Origin of the sequence: Agrobacterium sp. NPDC090283, from assembly GCF_044769685.1 — a bacterium.
Lineage (GTDB): Bacteria > Pseudomonadota > Alphaproteobacteria > Rhizobiales > Rhizobiaceae > Agrobacterium.
In genome coordinates, this window is the sequence record NZ_JBIVYG010000001.1 from 446,669 (window position 1) to 466,530 (window position 19,862).

A 19,862-nucleotide genomic window follows, 5' to 3' on the forward strand; every position below is an offset into this window, starting at 1 on the left:
TGGACAGGTAATGCCCGCTGGTCAAGAGGCAAGCCCGATTTTCTCGTTTCCGGGTCTATGCAACCTATGGATAATCTATTGTTGTATTGCAATCTTTGGTAAATTGGTTATGATGGGCAACATCATTTGAATCGACTTAATGCTCCCCGTTTCAGTCTGAATTTCCAGGATAAATATATGGTCCCGAACGCAACAAACAATAATGCCGATAATGACGGGACCAGAGAGAACTTGGCTTACATCCGCCAGATGCTGGCGGAGTTGCGCCAGGTCGCCAGCCGCGAGGGTGCAGACATGCTGTGTTACCTGATCGAGATGGCTTATGTTGAAGTCGGCGATATCCAGAGCGGTCGGCGCAAGCTGTCAATCCGCGATGAAGAGCGAAACACGCCCCCCGGCATGCCGGTTTAGCCTCCCGGCAATATCAAGCTCCAGCAGCACCAGATGAACGGTTGCGGCGGAAAAACCTGTGTGACGGATGATATCGTCCGTTTCCACGGGCGAGGGACCGAGAGCGGCGGCGATGATGCTGCGCTCGTCGTCCCCCGGTGGTGACATCTCGGTGTCGGATCTCGGTTCCTCGATCTTGCGGTCATAGGGCAATTGCGGCTCCATCAGCGGTCGCAGTGCGTCGAGAATGTCGGCCGCACCCGTGGTCAACATCGCGCCTTCCTTGATCAGCCGGTTGGTGCCCTCGCAGCGCGCATCGAGCGGGGAGCCGGGCACGGCGAAAACGAGCCGTCCCGCTTCGCCGGCAAGCCTTGCCGTTATCAGCGAGCCGGAGCGTTCCGCCGCCTCCACGATGACGACGCCAAGCGAAACGCCGGCGATCAAGCGGTTGCGGCGTGGAAAATCACGCGCGCGGGGTTCCCAGCCAAAGGGCATTTCGCTGATCGTCGCGCCGCCCTGATCATATAGTTCCTGCAAAAGCCCGAAATTTTCCTGCGGATAGGGGCGGTCGAGACCGCCTGCCAGCATCGCCACCGTGCCGGTTGCAAGGCTTGCCCGGTGCGCTGCCGCATCGATGCCGCGCGCCAGCCCGGAAGCGATCGCATAGCCCGCGCGGCCGCAATCGCGCGCCAGCATGGCGGCGAATTTCGCGCCGTTGATGGAGGCGTTGCGCGAACCGACGATGCCGACGCAGGCTCTCGTCGCCGCATTTGCCGATCCCTTCATGGCGATCAGCGGCGGCGCGCCATCCAGCTGTCGCAGGGCAGGTGGGTAATCCGGCTCACCGATGCCGACGAAACGCGCGCCGAATTTTTCGGCCGTTTCGATCTCGCCTTCCGCTTCCGCCTGCGTGGGGATGCGCGGGCTGCGTGAGGAACCGCCGCGCCGCGAAAGCTCGGGCAGGGCATCGAGCGCCTTTTCGGCGCTGCCAAAATGATTGATGAGTTCGCGGAAGGTAACGGGGCCGATATTGTCGCTGCGGATCAGCCTCAGCCACGCGACCCGCTGCCGCGCGGAAAGCTCTATGCCCTGCCGTATCGTTTCCTCATGCGGCATGGCTTGTCCTCAAGATGGGGCTCAGCCCTTTTGACCGATCCTGCTTTCGGTGCCCGACAGCAGGCGCGCGATATTTTCTCGGTGTTTCCACCATGAAATCACGCTGAGCAGCGTCACCAGCAGCGCCGTCTTTTCCGGGCCAAGCACCCAGAGCGCCACGGGAATGACCAGCATGGCCAGCAGCGCCGAGAGCGAGGAATAACGGGTGATGAAGGCTGTCGCGAGCCAGATCAGCGCAAAGGCCAGCATCATCAGCGGCGCGACACCCAGCAATACGCCGATATAGGTCGCCACACCCTTGCCGCCCTTGAAACCCAGCCACACCGGAAACAGGTGACCGAGAAAGGCGAAGAAGCCCGCGACCAGCGAGGCCTCGTAACCCCAGAGCGCATTGGCAACCAGAACCGCCGCCGTACCCTTCAGCGCATCGAGCAGCAGGGTTGCGGCGGCGAGCTTCTTGTTGCCGGTGCGCAGCACATTGGTGGCGCCGATATTGCCGGAGCCGATCTTGCGTACGTCACCCAGCCCCGCCATGCGGGTGAGAATGAGGCCGAAGGGGATGGAGCCGAACAGATAGCCAATTACCGCCGCCAGCGCGAGAAGGGCAGGCGCGGTCTGCCAGTCAGTCAAAGCACTCATTCAAACGTCCCCTCTGTCCCGCCTGCAGCGCGATCTCTGTTGGTGATCTTATGCCAAGGAATGAACGGCTTTGCCAGCCACATAAGTGGCCACAGCACGGCCGCTGAAACGGGCATCCTCGAACGGCGTGTTCTTGGATTTCGACACCAGCTGTTCCTTCGCCACGAGCCATGGCTCGTCGAGATCGATCAGGGTGATATCGGCCTTCGCACCGGCTTTAAGCGTTCCCGCATCCAGCCCGAAAATCCTGGCCGGGCGGGTGGAGAGCGCATCGATCAACCGCATCAGCGGAACTTCGCCGCTGTGATAGAGGCGCAGCGCCGCCGCCAGCATGGTTTCGAGCCCCACCGCGCCGCTTGCCGCATCGGAGAACGGCAGCCGCTTGGTATCGACATCCTGCGGATCATGCGAGGAGACGATGATGTCGATCGTGCCGTCCTTTAACGCTTCCACCATCGCCTTGCGGTCGTCTTCGGCGCGCAGCGGCGGGGAAAGCTTGAAGAAGGTGCGATATTCGCCGATATCGTTCTCATTGAGCGTCAGATGATTGATGGAAATACCGCAGGTGGCTTTCACGCCCCGCTGCCGGGCGACACGGATCGCTTCTGCCGATTCCGGTACGGAAATCTTGGCGGCGTGGTAGATCGCCTGCGTCAGGCCGGCAATGCGTAGATCACGTTCCAGCGGAATGATCTCCGCCTCCTTCGGAACGCCTGACAGTCCGAGCCAGCTCGCAAAAAGCCCTTCGTTCATGTCACCGCCGCCGATATATTTTTCGCGCGTTTCGAGTGCGATGACGGCCCCCAGTTCGCGGGCATAGGTCATGGCGCGGCGCAGCACCAGCGTGTCGGACAGCGCTTTGCGGCCATTGGTGAAGGCAACCGCACCGGCTTCCTTCAACATGCCGAACTCGGTCATTTCCTCGCCATTGAGGCCCTTGGTCAGGGCCGCTGCCGGATGAACATTGACGATTGCCTTGTCGCGCGCCGTCTTTTTCACATATTCGACAAGCGCGATGTCATCGATAACGGGATCGGTATCCGGCATGACGATGATGCTGGTGACGCCGCCGGCCGCTGCCGCGCGGGCGGCGGATTCAATGGTTTCGCGGTGCTCGGCACCGGGTTCGCCGACAAAGACGCGGGCATCCACCAGACCGGGAACGGCCACCACACCCTTGCAGTCGCGCACCGTCGCCCCTTCGGGAGCGCCTTGATTGTGCGCATCCTTACCTGCGGCGAGGATGGTGCCATCGGCGCCGATGACGATGCTGCCGGTCTCGTCGATATCACGGGAGGGATCGACGATGCGGAGGTTCTTGAGAACGGTAACGGCACTCATACGCGCTCACCCTGATTTTGCGAGACAAGCAGGGTTTCCATGACGGCCATACGCACGGCAACCCCCATTTCCACCTGGCTTTCAATCACGCTCTGCGGACCGTCTGCCACTTCGGAGGCGATTTCCACGCCGCGGTTCATCGGACCGGGATGCATGACCAGCGCATCTTCCTTCGCTGCCTTCAGTTTTTCGGCATCCAGACCGTAGTAGTGGAAATATTCGCGTACCGAGGGCACGAAGGAGCCGGACATGCGCTCGCGCTGCAGGCGCAGCATCATCACCACATCGGCGTTATCAAGTCCTTCCTTCATGTCGTGGAAGACTTCCACGCTCATGTCGCGAATGCCGGAGGGAAGAAGCGTGGCGGGTGCGACGACGCGAACGCGCGCGCCCATCTGGTTGAGCAGGATGATGTTGGAGCGGGCAACGCGCGAATGCAGCACATCACCGCAGATTGCGACGGTAATTCCCGAAAGCTCGCCCTTGGCGCGGCGGATGGTCAGCGCATCTAGCAGCGCCTGTGTCGGGTGCTCATGCTGTCCGTCGCCGGCATTGACCACGGAGCAGGCGACCTTTTGCGCCAGAAGCGCCGCGGCTCCCGCGGAGGAATGACGCACGACCAGCACATCCGGGCGCATGGCATTCAGCGTCATCGCCGTGTCGATCAGCGTTTCGCCCTTCTTCACCGAGGAATTGCCGACCGACATGTTCATCACATCCGCGCCGAGGCGCTTTCCGGCAAGCTCGAAGGAGGATTGCGTGCGCGTCGAGGCTTCGAAGAACAGGTTGATCTGCGTCAGGCCCCGCAGCGTCGAGGTTTTTTTCTCGCGCTGGCGGCTGATTTTCACCGCTTCGTCAGCCTTGTCGAGAAGCAGGGTGATATCCTGATGGGAAAGCCCCTTGATGCCGAGGAGATGGCGATGGGGGAAGAAGACCATGCGGTTTGCCTCCTGACGGGCGCCGCATTTTCCCGTGAAAATGCCCGGAACGCCCGAATGCTGATCCGTGCGCTCCCATTCGCTGTGAACACGCCTCAGGAGTGCCGCGGAATTCGGTCCTGCGCTCTATAGAGACTGCATGGTCGCGGGGCAAGCGCCCGCAGGGGCTGAAATGAAGACACGGCGATGTTTCCCCAATCTGGCAAAAGATTTCGCCTCTCCCTCCGCATCGTCAGGTAATGCCGTTTTCTTTCAGGAGGGCCTGCTCGTCGCCCGACACCCAGCCGAAAACCTTCGGTTCGCCATCCAGCTTCTGGACGAAATAATGGACGTCGAAATCGATTGCGACATTCGATTGGCCCTTGCGGGCAAAGCTCGCCGTCCAGGACACATGGGCGATGCAATGATGTGCGTCGATGGGAACCATACGGATATCGCGAATACGTATCTCCTTCGTTCCTATCGCGCGATAACGCTCATAAGCCTTCGTCATGACCTCTTTCAGGTGATCATCGTTCTTTCCCGTCATGACCCCGGCAGGGGAAGCGGCGATGAAGTCGGAGGCATAGAGGGATTCGATCTCCCCCATATTCATGTCACCTTTGAGGGACGTATTGAAAAATCGTTCATATCGCTCGAAAAGCTTCTTTGCGCTCGCCTCCATGGCTCCCTCCCTGCGCAGGCTGTCAACACGTTGCCAACCAAAAAAGCCTGCGGCAGGTTCCACATCAGGTGGTGGATTAAGCAGAATGCGTGCGATTGTGCGTAAAACCGGATCGATCGGCTGCCGCAGGCGGGCGAATTGAGTGATATGCGGGCCGGCTCTCGACGTGTAAGGGGTCTCGTCGCCCCGTCCTGCCGGAAACGTATCTGGCATTCTCCCGGCCGCAGACTTAAATCAGCCTCTCCCGAAAAATGCTGAAAGCGGCGGCTTAATCGTCTCAATCGCTTCCTGTGTGCGGAATTATGCAATATCACCCCACTATGCAATGCCAGTACAAAACAGCTAGAAGCAGCGGATGACCCAGAATTCCCGGACAGAAGAAACGCTCGCCGAACTGAACCAGCCAAGCCTCTGGTCCGGTATCAATGCCTATCGTTCCGATCCGCTGATCGTCGATCTCACCTCTGGCCTGTCGCGCAATCTGAGGGACGAATACGACCAGCTCGGCCGCTACGTCACCTCGCATGAGGCGCAGGAACTGGCGCGCATGGCCAATCAGGGCGTGCCGCAGCTGCATACCCATGGCCCGCGCGGCGAACGTCTGGATCAGGTGGAGTTCCATCCCGCCTGGCATGCGCTGATGCGCCGTTCCATGTCGTCAGGCCTGCATTCCAGCGTCTGGGAGAATTCTCCCGATACGCGCGGCAACGAACACAAGGCCCGCGCCACGAAATTTTACCTGACCTCGCAGCTGGAGGCGGGGCATCTCTGCCCGCTGACCATGACGAGCGCCTCCGTTGCCGCCATCATGGCCTCGCCGCGGGTGCAGAAGGAATGGGCGCCGAAGATTCTGTCGCGCAAATATGACAGCGCGCAGAAGCCGGCCCTGCAGAAAACCGCCGTCACCATCGGCATGGGCATGACGGAAAAGCAGGGCGGCACCGATGTACGCGCCAACCGCACCACCGCCGAGCGGGTGGGCGAGGGCATCTATCGCCTGTCCGGCCACAAATGGTTCCTCTCCGCGCCGATGAGCGACGGTTTCGTCATGCTCGCCCAGATGGGCGACGGCATGGGCTGCTTCCTCGTGCCGCGTTATCTGGAAGACGGTTCGAAGAACGGCCTGCATTTCCAGCGCTTGAAGGACAAGCTCGGCAATCGCTCCAATGCCTCGGCCGAAGTCGAGTTCACCGATGCTTTCGGTTATCTGCTCGGCGATCCCGGCAGCGGCATCCGCACCATTCTCGATATGGTGACGTTGACGCGGCTCGATTGCGCGCTGGCATCATCAGGCATGATGCGCGCCTCGCTCGCCGAAGCCGTGCACTACGCCCGCGGCCGTTCGGTTTTTGGCAAGATGCTGGTCACTCAGCCGATTATGACGCGCGTTCTCGCCGATATGGCGCTGGACGTGGCGGCCGCGACCGCGCTCTCCTTCCGACTGGCGACGGCCTTCGACGCCGCCCGCAACAATCCGGCTGAAGCCGCCTATGCGCGGGTGATGACACCCATCGTGAAATACTGGTGCTGCAAGATTGCGCCGGCGCTTATCTATGAGGCTATGGAGTGCCTTGGCGGCAATGGTTACGTGGAAGAGCGGCCGATTGCCCGCCACTACCGCGAAGCACCCGTCAACGCCATCTGGGAAGGATCCGGCAACGTCATGGCGCTGGATGTGCTGCGGGTTCTACAGCGCGGCAAGGATCTGTTCGATCTCGTCTTCCAGACGCTGGAACGCGATCTCGGAGCGGCCGGCAAGAAGACCACCGACGTGCTGCGCGCCGCTATCGCCCTTGCCGAACGCGATGAGGGCGCGGCCCGCCTGCTGGTGGAGCAGTTCGCGCTTGCGGCCGCTGCCGCCGAGCTTTGCCGCCTCGGCGCCGGCAAGATCGCCGATGCCTTCCTCGAAACGCGTCTGGCGGGCGGCTGGCGGCACACTTACGGCATGCTCGATTCCCGCTTCGATCCGACGTATATAATCGATTTATTGTATCCGCCTGCATCTTGATTGATGTTTGCGGATGAAGGTTTTGCAGTCCCGGCGGGAGGGGTCTCGGATTTGAAAAACAGCGATGGCATGAGGCGAGTTCCCATCTGTCACGACATCGTCGCGTGTCGGTGCGCGGCAAGGGAAGGCGGCTGCCAATGCTGACTTTTCGTTCCGCCCGCGCTGAGGATGAAGACGCGCTCTACGCCATAAGCCTTGCCACCGGCGATGCCGGGCAGGATGCCACTCCGCTTTATAATGATGGCCGCATGGTCGGACACATCTATTCCGTACCCTATCTGCATCTCTGGCCCGATGCCGTTTTCGTGGCGGAGGATGAGGAAGGTGTGTGCGGTTATATCGTCGGCGCGCTCGATACGGCCCTGCACGAAGAGCGACTGGAGCGGGAATGGTGGCCGCATCTGCGCGCCCTTTACGCCGATCCCGGCGGCGACCAGCAGAGCTGGGACGCCGACCAGCGCCGCGCCCATTTCATCCACCATCCGCGCCGCACGCCGTCCTGGCTTACCGATCCTTTTCCGGCCCATATCCACATGAACCTTCTGCCGCGTACGCAGGGCAAGGGCGGCGGCACCCGGCTTCTGTCCCGCTGGCTCGATATGGCAAGACAGAACAACGTCTACGGTATCCACCTCGGTGCCAGCGAGCGCAACCATGCCGGCATGCGCTTCTGGGAAACCCGCGGGTTCAAACGCCTCGACAGCCACGAAACGCCCGGCAGCGTCTGGTTTGGTATGGGGCTGGAGTAATTAGGTTCTAACGACCCGTGCTGCCCCCGCCGCCAGAAACGGCGCAAAGGCAGTGCGAATTTCCTCAAGAAATGTCTCGCTGAAACGTCCGATGGGCTGTTGAAGAACGTTGAAATGGTAGGATCGTTCGATCACGTCGTAATTGCATTCGCTGACGGTGATCCAGCCGCGATCATAGCAGGTTAGTTTTGCGCGCCGAAGCTCAAGCTTCGGTATTTCGATTGCCTGCTGCTGGCTGTCCTGCGGAGGTTTCGATGAAATGGGCAGCAGCAATATATGCGACAAGCCCTGTGCGTCCGTAATCGTCAGGATCATGCAGACGGGGCGATCTTTTTCCCCATGGTCACGCGTTGGATTAGCCGCAGATGCCATCGCCACAAATAGGGATAGGAAACGATATCACCGCGTCTGAACTTGGACATTATTTGTCCTGCTCATCGCGGGATGTCCGATATTCTTCGGAGTCTTTCTCCAGCTGGGCGTTGAACATGGCGGCCAAGTCATCGGGCATTTCACCGGCAGCGTAAGACCTGCGCGGATCGTCGCCTCCCAACATTTTTTCGAAAAGTTCGACCGGCACCACCACGACCGAAGGTCGCCCATGCTTCGTCAGTAAAATGGGCGATTTCTGCGCTTCGTCATGGTAGCGACCGAAATGTCGCATAAACTCCGCTGTGGAAATAGACTTTCTTTTCATGAGGAATCCTCAAATCTGTATTTCCTGAATAATACAGAAAATACAGAAAATACAGAAAATTTAAAGCCGTCGATTTTGGTCTGGTGTCCGGCTCATCCACAAAAACCTTCCCTCCATTCGTCCCGCCACATTGTTCTTCCCTTCCTGCTTTGTTAACCCGTTGAGAAGGCCTTTCAGAAAACGGGTAGGGAATCATGCTGGCGACCGCAGAGGCGATTTCAGCCGACAGACCGGAAAAGCGCATCAAGGATCGCGCTCAGACCGAGAAGGCAATTTTTAATGCGGCGCGGTCGCTGCTTGCCGAGGAGGGGTTTCAGGGCTTTGGCATCAATGCCGTCGCTCGCCGCGCCGGCTGCGACAAGCAGCTGATCTACCGTTATTTCGGCGGCCTCGATGGCTTGATCGAGGCAATCGGCGAGGATCTCGGCTCCTGGGTGAAGGATCGCATTCCCGAAGATACCGGCGGCATGTTCCTGCTGACCTATGGCGATCTGATGGAGAGGTTGGCGCTTTATTTCATGGATGCGTTGCGCAGCGATCCTCTCGTGTGCAAGATCATCGCTTGGGAAGTCTCCGATGGCTCACCGCAGGTCCGCCAGCTGGCCGAGGCTCGCGCCAAGTCGCTGGGCAAATGGCTGGAGCGCATGCGCGGTTCGCTGGCGGCGCCGAAGGGTGTGGATACGGCGGCGGTCAATGCCGTGCTGTTCGCCGCCATTCAGCACCTCGTCATTTCCGCCGCCACCAGCGGCCAGTTTGCCGGCGTGCCGCTCAAATCGGACCGGGACTGGGACAAGATCGCCACTGCCGTCAAAAGGCTGGTGCGCGGCGTTTACGGCTGAATCCGCGTCCGGGGCGATCGGGCCCGGTACAAGCGCGGCATTAAAGAAAAATCAACCCTGTTTTCACCGGGCCGGCAACCGCCTGGCACATCCGGTCGTTCACGGATCACATTCTTTTCCACATGTCACCCGTCCGCCATTAACCATAATGACAGCTTTCATTTGCCTCGCCATGGCTGCCGGTCCAGTGTGGATTAACGAAATGTTAACCATGCGCAATGACTGCGCATAAGGGAGCCGCAAGTGAACCGCTGGACAGCTTTAGGCGTCATGATGACGTTTTTTGTGATGCTGCCGTTGGATATCGACGCGCCGGCGCTGAACCTCTGCCTGATGGCAGCGGTGCGCTGGGCGGTGCTTGCCGGCATTCCCGATACGATGTTTGTACGGGGGCAGGCGGCATGAAGTGGTTTCTGATCCTCTGGGCCGGTCCCGTCACGCTGCTGGGCAGCTGGTACTGGCTTTCCTATTACGACATGAGCTTCGGCTTCTACATGCTGACGCGGCAGACGCATGATCTCGTATTCGAGATATACGGCAATATTCTCGGCCTGCCGCCGGAAAGCCTGCCGCCGCTGGTGGCCCGCGCCATCGCGGTCGACAGCCTGATCGTTTTTGCGATCCTCGCATTTCGAAAAAGAAAGCAGATTGCCGCCTGGTGGCAGGGCCGTCAGTCGGCCGCGCGGGTGAGTGCGGAAAGCCTGTCCAGCGCGCCCTGAAGAATAAAGCTCGCGGCCGCCGAATCGATGCGTTCGGCGCGCTTGGCGCGGGAAACGTCCATTTCCAGCAATGCGCGCTCGGCCGCGACCGTCGAAAGCCGCTCATCCCAGAAAATGAAGGGCAGGGCGGTCTTTTCGCCCATGGTGCGCACGAAGGCGCGTGTTGCCTGCACGCGGGGACCGGCCGAACCATCCATGTTGACAGGCAGGCCGATGATGAAGGCGGCGACCTTTTCCTTTTCGGCAAAGGCCAGCAGCACTTCCGCATCCTGCGTGAATTTCACCCGCTTGAGGACGGGACGCGGCGTCGCGAAACGCCGGGACAGGTCCGACATGGCAAGCCCGATGGTCTTCGTGCCGAGGTCGAGGCCGGCAATCGCCTGTGCGGGCTGAAGGGTCTGCGCCAGTTCCTCGATGGTGAGTATCGCCATGTCCTTTGCCGCCCTTACCGTTTGCGGACGAATTCGGTGCGCAGCACCAGACCCTTGACGGTATCGTGCCGGCAGTCGATCTCTTCCGGATTGTCGGTCAGACGGATCGACTTGATGACGGTGCCCTGCTTGATGACCGTATTAGTGCCCTTGACCTTCAAATCCTTGATCAGCGTTACCTGATCGCCATCCGCCAGCACATTGCCGGCTGCATCGTGTACTTCCTTCGTACGCGCCGCTTCCGCAGCCAGCTCGGAGGCCGGCCGCCATTCACCGGTCGCCTCGTCATACACGTACTCGTCATCATTTGCGGCCATGGTCGCCTCTCTTAAATATTGGTAGTGCGGTTGTTCAGGCCGTCCTATGTCATAATATACCGGCAATACAAAGGAGAACTTCCCATGAAAATCACCTGGCTCGGCCATTCCGCCTTCCGCCTCGAAAACGGTAGCGCGAAGATCCTCATCGATCCTTTCTTCACCGGCAATCCCGGTTTTGCCGGGCAGGACGCGAAGTTGGCGGCCGAAGGCATTACCCATATTCTCCTGACCCACGGCCATGGCGACCATGTCGGCGATACCGTGCAGCTTGCCCGCGAAGCAGGCGCCACCGTGCTGGCGAATGCCGATCTTGCCGCCTGGCTTTCCGCAAAGGGTGTCGCGAAAGTGGATATGGGCAATACCGGCGGGACCGTACATTTCGACGGTTTTTCCGTCACCTTCACCAATGCGCTGCATTCCTCGGCCCAGATCACAGAGGATGGCGTCTCCCATTCGCTCGGCAATGCCAATGGCCTGATGCTGCATTTCGAGGATGGCCCGGCCGTCTATCACATGGGCGATACCGACATCTTCTCCGACATGAAGCTCATCAACGAACTACACCAGCCGGATATTGGTCTGGTGCCGATTGGCGACCGCTTCACCATGGGCGGGGCCGTGGCGGCGCTCGCCTGCCAGCGCTTCTTCAAGTTCCAGAACGTCATTCCCTGCCACTACGGATCCTTCCCGATCATCGACCAGACGCCGGACAAGTTCGTGGCCGGCATGGAAGGCGCGGAAGCGCGTGTTCACACACCGAAGGCAGGCGATACGCTCTCCTTCTGAGGTTCCATGAGAGCATGTGGTTGCAGCAAAACCGCTCCCCAGTGTGACGCGATATGCTTTCTACCGTTGCGAAGGACGGACATGGTGATTATAGCGGGTAGGAAAATTCCTACCGGAGTAAAACCATGTCCGTCGATCTCGCCACCGTGAAGCGCGTTGCGCGCCTTGCCCGTATCGCTGTCAGCGAAGAAGAAGCACAGAATATGCTCGGCCAGCTGAACGGCATACTCGGTTTCGTGGAGCAGCTTTCGGAAGTGAATGTCGACGGCGTCGAGCCGATGACGTCTGTGACCCCGGTTGAGATGAAAAAGCGTGCCGACGTGGTGACCGACGGCAACAAGGCGGAAGACATCGTTGCCAATGCGCCTGCGACCGACCGGGACTTCTTCATGGTCCCGAAAGTGGTCGAATAAGCGATCGCCGTTTGCCGCCTGATTTTTCCGAGATTTTCGAAAGCCGTTGCCGACCATGACCGACCTGACGAGCCTGACCATTGCCGAAGCCCGCGAAAAGCTGAAGGCGAAAGAATTCTCCGCCCTCGAGCTGACCGACGCCTATCTCTCCACCATCGATGCGGCCAACGGCGCGCTGAACGCCTATGTCGCCTTGACGCCTGAAAAGGCGCGCGACATGGCAAAAGCCTCCGACGAACGCATCGCAACCGGCAAGGCCGGCGAGCTGGAAGGCGTTCCGCTCGGTGTGAAGGACCTTTTCGCCACCCGTGACGTGCACACGCAGGCGTGTTCGCATGTTCTCGATGGGTTCAAGCCGAAATACGAATCCACCGTCACCCAGAACCTCTGGGACCAGGGCGCCGTCATGCTCGGCAAGCTCAATATGGACGAATTCGCCATGGGCTCGTCCAATGAAAGCTCCTGGTACGGTCCGGCCATCAACCCTTGGCGCGCCAATGGTTCCGACCAGAAGCTGGTGCCCGGCGGTTCTTCGGGCGGTTCGGCCGCAGCTGTGGCCGCGCATCTGTGCGCCGGCGCCACCGCGACCGACACCGGCGGCTCCATCCGCCAGCCGGCGGCCTTCACCGGCACCGTCGGCATCAAGCCCACCTATGGACGCTGCTCGCGCTTTGGCATCGTCGCTTATGCTTCCTCGCTTGATCAGGCAGGCCCGATTGCGCGCGATGTGCGTGACGCGGCGATCCTGTTGAAGACCATGGCGAGCGTGGATGCGAAAGACACCACCTCTGTCGATCTGCCGGTGCCGGATTATGAAAAGGCCATCGGCCAGTCGCTGAGGGGCCTGAAGATCGGTATCCCCAAGGAATACCGCGTCGACGGCATGCCAGAAGAGATCGAAAAGCTCTGGGCCAAGGGCGTGGAATGGCTGCGCGACGCCGGCGCTGAAGTCGTCGATATTTCGCTGCCGCACACCAGATACGCGCTGCCTGCCTACTACATCGTCGCGCCGGCGGAAGCCTCGTCCAACCTTGCCCGTTATGACGGTGTGCGCTACGGCCTGCGCGTCGACGGCAAGGACATTGCCGACATGTACGAAAAGAGCCGTGCGGCCGGTTTCGGCAAGGAAGTGCAGCGCCGTATCATGGTCGGCACCTATGTGCTTTCGGCCGGTTATTACGACGCCTATTACCTGAAGGCGCAGAAGGTCCGCACGCTGATCAAGCGTGACTTCGAAAACGTCTTCCATGAGGGCGTCGACGCCATTCTGGCGCCGATCACCCCATCTTCCGCCTTTGCTGTCGGTGACGAGGAACTCGCCTCCGATCCGGTGAAGATGTACCTGCAGGACGTCTTCACCATCACGGTCAACATGGCCGGTCTTCCGGGCCTCTCCGTGCCGGCCGGCCTTGACGGCAAGGGCCTGCCGCTCGGCCTGCAGCTCATCGGCAAGCCTTTCGAGGAAGAAACGCTGTTCAAGACGGCGCACGCCATCGAGCAGGCAGCGGGCAAGTTCACCCCCGCCAAGTGGTGGTGAACAGCCTCAAGCTCAGGCAAATGAACGAAGCCGACCGCAACGCGGTCGGCTTTGTCGGTTTTGCGGCATGGCGTTCGGGTGAAGCCTTCGATGACAGCTATCTCGATCCTGATGTCATCGAGCGGGTGAGGGGCGAGTTCAAAAGCTTCGCCAAGTCTCCGACCGGTGATGTTGTCGTCGCCGAAATCGACGGCATTGTCGTCGGCTGGGGTGCGTGCGACGCTGCGCCTCATCATATTTCCGATCTCTGGGTGGACCCGAACTGGCAGGGTAAGGGGATCGGCAGGGCTCTTATCCTTCATTTTCTCGACCGGATGCGCGCGCAGGGCCTGCCGCTTGCCACGATCGACACCCACGCCAGAAACCGTGCTGCCATCGGTCTTTATGAGCGTTGCGGTTTCAATATCGTATGGCGCGGCATGGAATGGTCGGACATCATGAAAGTCGAGCTTGAAAAGGTGAAGCTGGAGCGCAAGCTCGCGCCATAGTCCGGTTGATTGCGCCGCGTTTGCCGCTTTGCGTCGTGACGGGCGGCGGTAAGTGAGCCGCCGCCCGTTTCGTCATCGATTGTCCAGCTCACCCCGTACGAGTTCCAGACCGCGGGTGGTGATGCGGTAAGGCTTGCCGCCGGAAGAGGCGATCGCTCTCTTCTGTTTCAGCTTGCGGAAGGTGAGGAGATTGAGGCCGCTAAAAATCCAGCCGTCGCGCGTATAGAGCGCGATTTTTTCGATTTTGCGGGTGTCGTCTCGAGTAAGTTCAATTCTGCCGCCCTGGGCGAGCAGATGTAGAATGCGCTGTTCGGCGCGGGAAATGTCCATTTTTTGGAAATCCGGTCGGCGTCATCTAGACGCGTGAAAACAAACCCGGGTGCCGTTGGGGCATCCGGCTCGGTTTCATCTGGCCCGGCGCGCAAGAAACTTGCGGGCTGGGCCTTTACCAGGACTCCGATTGAGCGAACATAAAAACTCCGTTCTTGTCCGTTCTGGTTAGCGGGCAAGGCAGGCGTGGTCAAGTCCACGGCGTGCATGGAAAACCATGCTGGCCGAATCGCGCCGCCGATGTTTTATTTGCCATGGCCATGGAGGGCGCGGCTTGATCGTCATTCGCAATGCGCATGAGCAGGAAGCGGAGGCCTTAGCGGCTATCGGCCTCAGGGCATGGCGTCAGGCAACCGCCGCACTCGGCATCACCGCGACGCTTTACGACAACGCGGCCAGCGCCTTTTCCAATTTCACCCGGTCATCATGGCTTGCCATTCGTGTGGCGGAATTTAGCGGCACGGTTGCCGGATGGGCGGCACGGGAACATTTTGACGAGACGATTTCAGATTTCTGGATCGATCCGGATTTTCAGCGCCGGCAGGTCGGCAGCCTCCTGCTGGCCGATATTGAACGGTTGATAGCGGACAGGGGTTTTGAAACCATCCGGCTTGAAACACACGCCCAGAACGAACCGGCCGTCGCATTTTTCCGCCACCATGGCTACAGCGTCCGCTGGCTCTCAGTCTCCTACGCGCCGAAACTCGATCGCGATGTGCAGTCGGTCGGCCTGCAAAAGCAGCTTGTCGAGATCGAGAGCGGCCTTTACGGCACGGAATTCTGACTGAGCCTTATCAGGCTGTTCACAAGCCGCACCGGCCAGTCCGGCATGATTGCCACTGACACAACAAGGCCCGCCTGTAAAATCACGATGGAGAGCAGAATGCTGCGAAAGGGTTCCTTGCGCGTTTTGTGCCGCAGCAGGCGTTGAGCCGAAATAGCGCCCACGCTGCCGCCCACAAAGGCGAGCCCCAGCAATGTGCTTTCGCGAATGCGCCAGCCGCCATTCCTCGCCGCTTCCTTGTCCCACCAATAGACAAGAAAGACGACTAGATTGAAGGCGACAAAGATCATGAAACACAGGGCAATCATCGTCATGATTTGAATTGAAAATCAGACGCGTAAAAATTACGTATGCAGAGCGCCGAAAATTCGGCGCTTCGTGCGACAGGGCGCAAGATGTCTTGCGCCCGCGCGCCATATGTTCTACCCACCAGAGCCAAAGAACCCGTATATCGTGAGCTTCAGATGACCCTTGTAGACGTGCGCACCCCCGACCCGAAACGCTTCATTCCCGGCGCCACCGGCGATTGGGAAATCGTGATCGGCATGGAGGTGCATGCGCAGGTTCTCTCCAATTCCAAGCTGTTTTCCGGTGCCTCCACCACCTTCGGCAATGCGCCGAATTCCAACGTGTCGCTGGTCGATGCCGCCATGCCCGGCATGCTTCCCGTCATCAACGAGGAATGCGTGAAGCAGGCGGTGCGCACCGGCCTCGGCCTGAAGGCGAAGATCAACAACCGCTCGATCTTCGACCGCAAGAACTATTTCTATCCGGATTTGCCGCAGGGCTACCAGATTTCGCAGTTCAAGGATCCGATCGTCGGCGAAGGCACAATCACCATTTCGCTCGGTCCCGACCGTCAGGGCAATTTCGAGGATATCGAAATCGGCATCGAGCGCCTGCATCTGGAGCAGGACGCCGGCAAGTCCATGCACGACCAGCATCCGACCATGTCCTTCGTGGACCTCAACCGTTCGGGCGTGGCGCTGATGGAAATCGTCTCCAAGCCGGACATGCGCTCGTCGGATGAGGCCAAGGCCTATCTCACCAAGCTGCGCTCCATCGTGCGTTACCTCGGCACCTGCGACGGCAACATGGATGAAGGCTCGATGCGCGCCGACGTCAACGTCTCCGTGCGCCGCCCCGGCGAAGGTTTTGGCACGCGCTGCGAAATCAAGAACGTCAACTCCATCCGCTTTGTCGGTCAGGCCATTGAATACGAGGCGCGTCGCCAGATTGCCATTCTGGAAGACGGTGGCGTGATCGATCAGGAAACCCGCCTGTTCGATCCCGGCAAGGGCGAGACGCGGTCCATGCGCTCCAAGGAAGACGCGCATGATTACCGTTATTTCCCCGATCCGGATCTGCTGCCGCTCGAATTCGACGATGCTTTCGTCGAAGCGCTGAAGGTCGATCTGCCGGAACTGCCCGACGACAAGAAGGCCCGTTTCGTGGCCGATCTCGGCCTGTCGGTTTATGATGCCTCGATCCTCGTTTCGGAAAAGGCAATCGCCGATTATTACGAAGCTGTCGCCGCCGGCCGCGATGCGAAGGCCGCCGCCAACTGGGTCATCAACGATCTGCTCGGTGCGCTCAACAAATCGGGCAAGGACATCGAGACGACGCCGGTTTCCCCGGAACAGCTGGGCGGCATCATCGATCTCATCAAGGCCGAGACCATTTCCGGCAAGATCGCCAAGGATCTGTTCGAGATCGTCTGGAACGAAGGCGGTAGTCCGGCTGAAATCGTCGAGGCCCGCGGCATGAAGCAGGTGACCGATACCGGCGCCATCGAAAAGGCCGTCGACGAGATCATTGCCGCCAACCCCGATCAGGTCGAGAAGGTCAAGGCGAAGCCGACGCTTGCCGGCTGGTTCGTCGGCCAGGTGATGAAGGCGACGGGTGGCAAGGCCAACCCGCAGGCCGTGCAGGCGCTGGTCAAGGCCAAGCTCGGCATCGAGGAAGAGTAAACACCTCTCCTCCGTCATCCTCGGGCTTGACCCGAGGATCTAACGACCCACTACGTCAAACGTGTTTAGATCCTCGGGACAAGCCCGAGGATGACGGCGAGTGCGGGGGGACTGACATTTTTTGCTGGGATCAACGCCCGGCATTTCTGTTTTTAGACGGAGCCAAATCATGTTTTTCATCCGCACGGCAAGCCTGCGTGACATCGAGCCGGTACGCACCCTGCTCGCCACGACGTGGCACGCCACCTATGACGCGATCTATGGCGCAGACAAGGTGAACCAGCTGATCCTCGCATGGCATTCGCCGCAGGCCATGAAGGACCGCATCGAGAAAAAGGGCGGTGAGTTTCTGGTGGCTGATGACGGTAAGCGGATTGGCGGAATGGCCTATGGCTCCATGTCCACCAAGATGGCGAAAACGGCCCTGCTGCACCAGCTTTATGTCGCGCCCGATCTTCAGCGTCAGGGCGTCGGCCGCGATCTCTTCGCCGAGCTTGAAACCTGCTTCCCGGATGCGGAAATCATGCGGCTTGAAGTCGAGCCCAAAAATACTGTCGCAATCGCCTTTTATGAAGGCGTCGGATTTGTCGAGGTGGACCGAATCGAGCGCATGGCGGGGATCGAAGGTTTGCCCGGCATCGTTATGGAAAAGAGCCTGACCCGATGAATGCGACATTGCAGAAACTGATTATCCGTACCGCACGCGAAGACGACCTTCCCGCTCTTGCCGCGATTTTTGCCGCCGACGAGATCGGCGGCCACGGCGATACGGCCGACGAATCGGCGCAGCCGGACTATCTTGCCGCCTTCCGGGCTATCGAGGCGTCGCCGAGCGAAACGCTTTATGTAGCGGAACTGGATGGCGAGGTTGTCGGCACCTTCCAGACGGCGATCCTGACCAAGCTGGTCGGGCGAGGGGCAAAGTCCATGGTGATCGAGGCGGTGCAGACACGCGCCGACATGCGTGGTCGCGGTATCGGCGCGGTCATGATCAATCATTGCCTTGATGAGGCCCGCCGTCAGGGTCTGAATGCCGCGCAGCTCACCTCCAACATGGCCCGGCTGGACGCGCATCGCTTCTACGAGCGGCTGGGTTTTGAGAAGCGGCATCTGGGCTTCAGGATGAAGCTGAAATAGCGCGGATATATCTCGAAATGCTGGACAATTGCCGTGAGGGGCGGCATAAGCATGTCTTGTGCCGTGCACGGAAAATCGCTGCGGCGCATTCAAGCCCGAGGAACGTAGAATGAAGACTCTCCTGACGCAAATCTTCACCTGGTGGAATGGCCAGACGATCGGAACACGGTTTCACACCTGGCGTTTCGGCAAGAAGGTAGGACAGGACGAGTTGGGCAACACCTATTACGAAGGCGGCACCACCTCCTGGGGCATGCCACGCCGCTGGGTGATCTATAACGGTTATGCCGAGGCCTCCGCCATTCCGCCCGGCTGGCATGGCTGGATGCATTACCGCACCGACGTACCGCCGAGCCAGGAAAGCTACGTTGCCCGCGACTGGCAGAAGCCGCATCAGCCGAACCACACCGGTTCGTCCAAGGCCTATCGTCCGCAGGGATCGCTGGCGGTGGCCGGCGAGCGCCCGCGTGTGACCGGCGATTACGACGCCTGGACCCCCGGCAACTAAGCTCTTGTTACGCGCGGTGTTGTGCAAAACATCGCGCTGACGCCGGCCTCACCGGTTTTTGCCACATTCCGCCCTTAGGCGTTGATCCGGTCGGCGGTTCGACACAGGCAAATATTTGGAGACATATCGTATGAGGAAATTCACGCGGGATCGTTCTTTGCGTGCGCTGACAGTCTCGCTGTTTGCAGCGGTCTCTGCTGTCATCCTCATTTCGCCCGTCTCAGCTGCCCGTCTCGAAAACCGCGTGGCGGTGTTTTCGGGCATCGACAAGATCACTGGCCGTATCACCTCCTTCGATGTCTATATCGACGAGACGGTGCAGTTTGGCGCGCTTCAGGTGACGCCGAAGGTCTGTTATTCCCGCGACCAGACGGAAACCCAGAAGATCGACGCTTTTGTCGAAGTCGACGAAATCACGCTCGACCGCAAGATCAAGCGGATTTTCACGGGCTGGATGTTCGCCGACAGCCCCGGCCTGAACGCCGTGGAACACCCGATCTACGACGTGTGGCTGACTGGCTGCAAGCAGGACTCGGAAGTTCCAGCTCCCTCTACGGCAAGCAAGTAATTACCCTACGACCACGCCTATTTCTGGCGTCTGAGCTTCTCGGCCAGATCGGCCAGGGCTTTGCTTTTGTTTTCCAGTTGTTCGATCATTTCCTCCCGCGTCAGTTCGGGCTCGATCACGATCGGAACGGTGAACTTTTTGGGCTGATCGCTGGCGGGAGGTGAGGGGAATCTGATTTCAGAAAACGCCCTCTTCACGGCCGTTCTTGTCTGATAGGTGCTATCCCTGATGTTTTTGACCTGAACGACCTGCATTTTCCCCGCCCGGTCAACGCGGAACGTAACAAGGAGCACCTGCCGCTTGTTCGTCCGTACGATCTTGAATTCGGGGCGGCCCATTGCGCCCGTCAAGGCTCGTGAAACTTCGCTTCTCCAGGCTGCCAGCGGGTGCGGGCGCTGTTCGGCGGCGGTGACATTCGCCGCCAGCGTCAGCATCAACAACAAGGCCGCAATCCAGCGCATGACCATCCCCCGATGAACCAAATATCATG

28 protein-coding genes are annotated in these 19,862 nt (G+C 59.8%); 16 read left to right on the forward strand and 12 right to left on the reverse strand.

Features of this window, described 5'->3' with window-relative positions; all coding sequences use genetic code 11:
• The first annotated feature begins 177 nt into the window (after positions 1-177).
• Positions 178-411, forward strand: coding sequence for a hypothetical protein (locus tag ACIQUH_RS02215; protein ID WP_400812232.1), 234 nt, complete (start codon positions 178-180; stop codon positions 409-411).
• Here the strand turns inward: ACIQUH_RS02215 and dprA are convergent.
• The 5 genes from dprA to ACIQUH_RS02240 all read right to left on the reverse strand — a co-directional run bounded on the left by dprA (position 364) and on the right by ACIQUH_RS02240 (position 5,088).
• Positions 364-1,506, reverse strand: coding sequence for a DNA-processing protein DprA (gene dprA / locus ACIQUH_RS02220; RefSeq protein WP_400812234.1), 1,143 nt, complete (start codon positions 1,504-1,506; stop codon positions 364-366). The genes ACIQUH_RS02215 and dprA overlap by 48 nt on opposite strands.
• Before the next feature lie 21 nt (positions 1,507-1,527).
• Positions 1,528-2,145, reverse strand: coding sequence for a glycerol-3-phosphate 1-O-acyltransferase PlsY (gene plsY / locus ACIQUH_RS02225; protein WP_400812236.1), 618 nt, complete (start codon positions 2,143-2,145; stop codon positions 1,528-1,530).
• A gap of 48 nt (positions 2,146-2,193) precedes the next feature.
• Complete coding sequence (locus ACIQUH_RS02230; RefSeq protein WP_400812238.1) at positions 2,194-3,486, reverse strand: dihydroorotase; 1,293 nt, start codon at positions 3,484-3,486, stop codon at positions 2,194-2,196.
• Positions 3,483-4,424, reverse strand: a complete 942-nt coding sequence (locus ACIQUH_RS02235; RefSeq protein WP_400812239.1) for an aspartate carbamoyltransferase catalytic subunit — start codon at positions 4,422-4,424, stop codon at positions 3,483-3,485. The genes ACIQUH_RS02230 and ACIQUH_RS02235 overlap by 4 nt, the downstream gene beginning before the upstream one ends.
• 232 nt (positions 4,425-4,656) lie before the next feature.
• Positions 4,657-5,088 (reverse strand): nuclear transport factor 2 family protein, encoded by a 432-nt coding sequence (locus tag ACIQUH_RS02240; protein ID WP_400812241.1) that lies wholly within the window; start codon positions 5,086-5,088, stop codon positions 4,657-4,659.
• Between the two features lie 355 nt (positions 5,089-5,443).
• Between ACIQUH_RS02240 and ACIQUH_RS02245 the strand changes: the two genes are divergently transcribed.
• Entirely contained in the window at positions 5,444-7,096 is a 1,653-nt protein-coding gene (locus tag ACIQUH_RS02245; RefSeq protein ID WP_400812243.1) for an acyl-CoA dehydrogenase family protein, read from the forward strand.
• Between the two features lie 137 nt (positions 7,097-7,233).
• Positions 7,234-7,845: a GNAT family N-acetyltransferase gene (locus tag ACIQUH_RS02250; protein ID WP_400812244.1), complete on the forward strand. Its 612-nt coding sequence runs from the start codon at positions 7,234-7,236 to the stop codon at positions 7,843-7,845.
• Here ACIQUH_RS02250 and ACIQUH_RS02255 read toward each other — a convergent pair whose 3' ends face one another.
• Both ACIQUH_RS02255 and ACIQUH_RS02260 read right to left on the reverse strand, forming a co-directional pair.
• Positions 7,846-8,160, reverse strand: coding sequence for a hypothetical protein (locus ACIQUH_RS02255; RefSeq protein WP_400812245.1), 315 nt, complete (start codon positions 8,158-8,160; stop codon positions 7,846-7,848).
• A gap of 106 nt (positions 8,161-8,266) precedes the next feature.
• Positions 8,267-8,542: a type II toxin-antitoxin system Phd/YefM family antitoxin gene (locus ACIQUH_RS02260; RefSeq protein WP_400812247.1), complete on the reverse strand. Its 276-nt coding sequence runs from the start codon at positions 8,540-8,542 to the stop codon at positions 8,267-8,269.
• A 194-nt stretch (positions 8,543-8,736) separates the two neighbouring features.
• Here ACIQUH_RS02260 and ACIQUH_RS02265 point away from each other — a divergent pair, with 194 nt between their 5' ends.
• The 3 genes from ACIQUH_RS02265 to ACIQUH_RS02275 all read left to right on the forward strand — a co-directional run bounded on the left by ACIQUH_RS02265 (position 8,737) and on the right by ACIQUH_RS02275 (position 10,100).
• Positions 8,737-9,381, forward strand: coding sequence for a TetR/AcrR family transcriptional regulator (locus tag ACIQUH_RS02265; protein ID WP_400812249.1), 645 nt, complete (start codon positions 8,737-8,739; stop codon positions 9,379-9,381).
• A 243-nt stretch (positions 9,382-9,624) separates the two neighbouring features.
• On the forward strand, positions 9,625-9,786 hold the full coding sequence (locus tag ACIQUH_RS02270) for a hypothetical protein (protein ID WP_400812518.1): 162 nt from the start codon (positions 9,625-9,627) through the stop codon (positions 9,784-9,786).
• Positions 9,783-10,100 (forward strand): DUF6105 family protein, encoded by a 318-nt coding sequence (locus ACIQUH_RS02275; RefSeq protein WP_400812251.1) that lies wholly within the window; start codon positions 9,783-9,785, stop codon positions 10,098-10,100. Before ACIQUH_RS02270 ends, ACIQUH_RS02275 begins: the two co-directional genes overlap by 4 nt.
• Here the strand turns inward: ACIQUH_RS02275 and ruvX are convergent.
• Together ruvX and ACIQUH_RS02285 are read right to left on the reverse strand one after the other, a co-directional pair.
• Positions 10,052-10,531, reverse strand: a complete 480-nt coding sequence (gene ruvX, locus ACIQUH_RS02280) for a Holliday junction resolvase RuvX (protein ID WP_400812252.1) — start codon at positions 10,529-10,531, stop codon at positions 10,052-10,054. The two genes, ACIQUH_RS02275 and ruvX, sit on opposite strands and share 49 nt — an antisense overlap.
• A gap of 14 nt (positions 10,532-10,545) precedes the next feature.
• Entirely contained in the window at positions 10,546-10,848 is a 303-nt protein-coding gene (locus tag ACIQUH_RS02285; RefSeq protein ID WP_400812254.1) for an alkylphosphonate utilization protein, read from the reverse strand.
• Positions 10,849-10,932: 84 nt separating this feature from the next.
• On the opposite strand from ACIQUH_RS02285, the gene ACIQUH_RS02290 reads away from it, so the two are divergent.
• The 4 genes from ACIQUH_RS02290 (at position 10,933) to ACIQUH_RS02305 (ending at position 14,075) form a co-directional block, all read left to right on the forward strand.
• Positions 10,933-11,637 (forward strand): metal-dependent hydrolase, encoded by a 705-nt coding sequence (locus ACIQUH_RS02290; protein WP_400812256.1) that lies wholly within the window; start codon positions 10,933-10,935, stop codon positions 11,635-11,637.
• Positions 11,638-11,762: 125 nt separating this feature from the next.
• Positions 11,763-12,050 (forward strand): Asp-tRNA(Asn)/Glu-tRNA(Gln) amidotransferase subunit GatC, encoded by a 288-nt coding sequence (gene gatC / locus ACIQUH_RS02295; protein ID WP_003496362.1) that lies wholly within the window; start codon positions 11,763-11,765, stop codon positions 12,048-12,050.
• A gap of 55 nt (positions 12,051-12,105) precedes the next feature.
• Positions 12,106-13,587 carry an Asp-tRNA(Asn)/Glu-tRNA(Gln) amidotransferase subunit GatA gene (gene gatA / locus ACIQUH_RS02300; RefSeq protein ID WP_400812257.1) on the forward strand — a complete coding sequence of 494 codons (1,482 nt, stop codon included), beginning with the start codon at positions 12,106-12,108 and terminating at the stop codon, positions 13,585-13,587.
• Complete coding sequence (locus ACIQUH_RS02305) at positions 13,578-14,075, forward strand: GNAT family N-acetyltransferase (protein WP_400812259.1); 498 nt, start codon at positions 13,578-13,580, stop codon at positions 14,073-14,075. The genes gatA and ACIQUH_RS02305 overlap by 10 nt, the downstream gene beginning before the upstream one ends.
• Positions 14,076-14,147: 72 nt before the next feature.
• Here ACIQUH_RS02305 and ACIQUH_RS02310 read toward each other — a convergent pair whose 3' ends face one another.
• Complete coding sequence (locus ACIQUH_RS02310; protein WP_400812261.1) at positions 14,148-14,405, reverse strand: YjhX family toxin; 258 nt, start codon at positions 14,403-14,405, stop codon at positions 14,148-14,150.
• Positions 14,406-14,679: 274 nt separating this feature from the next.
• On the opposite strand from ACIQUH_RS02310, the gene ACIQUH_RS02315 reads away from it, so the two are divergent.
• Positions 14,680-15,189 carry a GNAT family N-acetyltransferase gene (locus ACIQUH_RS02315; RefSeq protein ID WP_400812263.1) on the forward strand — a complete coding sequence of 170 codons (510 nt, stop codon included), beginning with the start codon at positions 14,680-14,682 and terminating at the stop codon, positions 15,187-15,189.
• Here ACIQUH_RS02315 and ACIQUH_RS02320 read toward each other — a convergent pair.
• Positions 15,171-15,503: a DUF1294 domain-containing protein gene (locus ACIQUH_RS02320; RefSeq protein ID WP_400812264.1), complete on the reverse strand. Its 333-nt coding sequence runs from the start codon at positions 15,501-15,503 to the stop codon at positions 15,171-15,173. The genes ACIQUH_RS02315 and ACIQUH_RS02320 overlap by 19 nt on opposite strands.
• Positions 15,504-15,653: 150 nt before the next feature.
• Between ACIQUH_RS02320 and gatB the strand changes: the two genes are divergently transcribed.
• The 5 genes from gatB to ACIQUH_RS02345 all read left to right on the forward strand — a co-directional run bounded on the left by gatB (position 15,654) and on the right by ACIQUH_RS02345 (position 19,372).
• Positions 15,654-17,159, forward strand: coding sequence for an Asp-tRNA(Asn)/Glu-tRNA(Gln) amidotransferase subunit GatB (gatB, locus tag ACIQUH_RS02325; protein WP_400812265.1), 1,506 nt, complete (start codon positions 15,654-15,656; stop codon positions 17,157-17,159).
• A 169-nt stretch (positions 17,160-17,328) separates the two neighbouring features.
• Positions 17,329-17,826, forward strand: a complete 498-nt coding sequence (locus ACIQUH_RS02330; protein WP_400812266.1) for a GNAT family N-acetyltransferase — start codon at positions 17,329-17,331, stop codon at positions 17,824-17,826.
• Positions 17,823-18,296, forward strand: a complete 474-nt coding sequence (locus ACIQUH_RS02335) for a GNAT family N-acetyltransferase (protein ID WP_400812268.1) — start codon at positions 17,823-17,825, stop codon at positions 18,294-18,296. The genes ACIQUH_RS02330 and ACIQUH_RS02335 overlap by 4 nt, the downstream gene beginning before the upstream one ends.
• A 109-nt stretch (positions 18,297-18,405) precedes the next feature.
• Entirely contained in the window at positions 18,406-18,804 is a 399-nt protein-coding gene (locus ACIQUH_RS02340) for an NADH:ubiquinone oxidoreductase subunit NDUFA12 (protein WP_400812269.1), read from the forward strand.
• A gap of 130 nt (positions 18,805-18,934) precedes the next feature.
• The gene (locus ACIQUH_RS02345; RefSeq protein WP_003521462.1) at positions 18,935-19,372 is read left to right on the forward strand and encodes a DUF2155 domain-containing protein; all 438 of its coding nucleotides are present in this window, start codon (positions 18,935-18,937) and stop codon (positions 19,370-19,372) included.
• Between the two features lie 17 nt (positions 19,373-19,389).
• Here the strand turns inward: ACIQUH_RS02345 and ACIQUH_RS02350 are convergent, their stop codons facing one another.
• A complete protein-coding gene (locus tag ACIQUH_RS02350; RefSeq protein ID WP_400812271.1) occupies positions 19,390-19,833 on the reverse strand; it encodes a hypothetical protein in 444 nt (147 codons plus the stop codon).
• Between the last annotated feature and the right edge of the window lie 29 nt (positions 19,834-19,862).

Excerpts from the sequence above, each read along its gene's own strand:
- ACIQUH_RS02265 (WP_400812249.1), top strand. The coding sequence starts at position 8,737 with ATGCTGGCGACCGCAGAGGCGATTTCAGCCGACAGACCGGAAAAGCGC.
- ACIQUH_RS02345 (WP_003521462.1), top strand. The coding sequence starts at position 18,935 with ATGAGGAAATTCACGCGGGATCGTTCTTTGCGTGCGCTGACAGTCTCG.
- ACIQUH_RS02285 (WP_400812254.1), bottom strand. The coding sequence starts at position 10,848 with ATGGCCGCAAATGATGACGAGTACGTGTATGACGAGGCGACCGGTGAA.
- ACIQUH_RS02275 (WP_400812251.1), top strand. The coding sequence starts at position 9,783 with ATGAAGTGGTTTCTGATCCTCTGGGCCGGTCCCGTCACGCTGCTGGGC.
- ACIQUH_RS02235 (WP_400812239.1), bottom strand. The coding sequence starts at position 4,424 with ATGGTCTTCTTCCCCCATCGCCATCTCCTCGGCATCAAGGGGCTTTCC.
- ACIQUH_RS02335 (WP_400812268.1), top strand. The coding sequence starts at position 17,823 with ATGAATGCGACATTGCAGAAACTGATTATCCGTACCGCACGCGAAGAC.
- gatC (WP_003496362.1), top strand. The coding sequence starts at position 11,763 with ATGTCCGTCGATCTCGCCACCGTGAAGCGCGTTGCGCGCCTTGCCCGT.
- ACIQUH_RS02230 (WP_400812238.1), bottom strand. The coding sequence starts at position 3,486 with ATGAGTGCCGTTACCGTTCTCAAGAACCTCCGCATCGTCGATCCCTCC.
- ACIQUH_RS02240 (WP_400812241.1), bottom strand. The coding sequence starts at position 5,088 with ATGGAGGCGAGCGCAAAGAAGCTTTTCGAGCGATATGAACGATTTTTC.
- ruvX (WP_400812252.1), bottom strand. The coding sequence starts at position 10,531 with ATGGCGATACTCACCATCGAGGAACTGGCGCAGACCCTTCAGCCCGCA.
- ACIQUH_RS02320 (WP_400812264.1), bottom strand. The coding sequence starts at position 15,503 with ATGACGATGATTGCCCTGTGTTTCATGATCTTTGTCGCCTTCAATCTA.
- ACIQUH_RS02340 (WP_400812269.1), top strand. The coding sequence starts at position 18,406 with ATGAAGACTCTCCTGACGCAAATCTTCACCTGGTGGAATGGCCAGACG.
- ACIQUH_RS02250 (WP_400812244.1), top strand. The coding sequence starts at position 7,234 with ATGCTGACTTTTCGTTCCGCCCGCGCTGAGGATGAAGACGCGCTCTAC.
- plsY (WP_400812236.1), bottom strand. The coding sequence starts at position 2,145 with ATGAGTGCTTTGACTGACTGGCAGACCGCGCCTGCCCTTCTCGCGCTG.
- ACIQUH_RS02255 (WP_400812245.1), bottom strand. The coding sequence starts at position 8,160 with ATGATCCTGACGATTACGGACGCACAGGGCTTGTCGCATATATTGCTG.
- ACIQUH_RS02290 (WP_400812256.1), top strand. The coding sequence starts at position 10,933 with ATGAAAATCACCTGGCTCGGCCATTCCGCCTTCCGCCTCGAAAACGGT.
- gatA (WP_400812257.1), top strand. The coding sequence starts at position 12,106 with ATGACCGACCTGACGAGCCTGACCATTGCCGAAGCCCGCGAAAAGCTG.
- ACIQUH_RS02245 (WP_400812243.1), top strand. The coding sequence starts at position 5,444 with ATGACCCAGAATTCCCGGACAGAAGAAACGCTCGCCGAACTGAACCAG.
- ACIQUH_RS02215 (WP_400812232.1), top strand. The coding sequence starts at position 178 with ATGGTCCCGAACGCAACAAACAATAATGCCGATAATGACGGGACCAGA.
- dprA (WP_400812234.1), bottom strand. The coding sequence starts at position 1,506 with ATGCCGCATGAGGAAACGATACGGCAGGGCATAGAGCTTTCCGCGCGG.
- gatB (WP_400812265.1), top strand. The coding sequence starts at position 15,654 with ATGACCCTTGTAGACGTGCGCACCCCCGACCCGAAACGCTTCATTCCC.
- ACIQUH_RS02260 (WP_400812247.1), bottom strand. The coding sequence starts at position 8,542 with ATGAAAAGAAAGTCTATTTCCACAGCGGAGTTTATGCGACATTTCGGT.
- ACIQUH_RS02310 (WP_400812261.1), bottom strand. The coding sequence starts at position 14,405 with ATGGACATTTCCCGCGCCGAACAGCGCATTCTACATCTGCTCGCCCAG.
- ACIQUH_RS02330 (WP_400812266.1), top strand. The coding sequence starts at position 17,329 with ATGTTTTTCATCCGCACGGCAAGCCTGCGTGACATCGAGCCGGTACGC.
- ACIQUH_RS02350 (WP_400812271.1), bottom strand. The coding sequence starts at position 19,833 with ATGCGCTGGATTGCGGCCTTGTTGTTGATGCTGACGCTGGCGGCGAAT.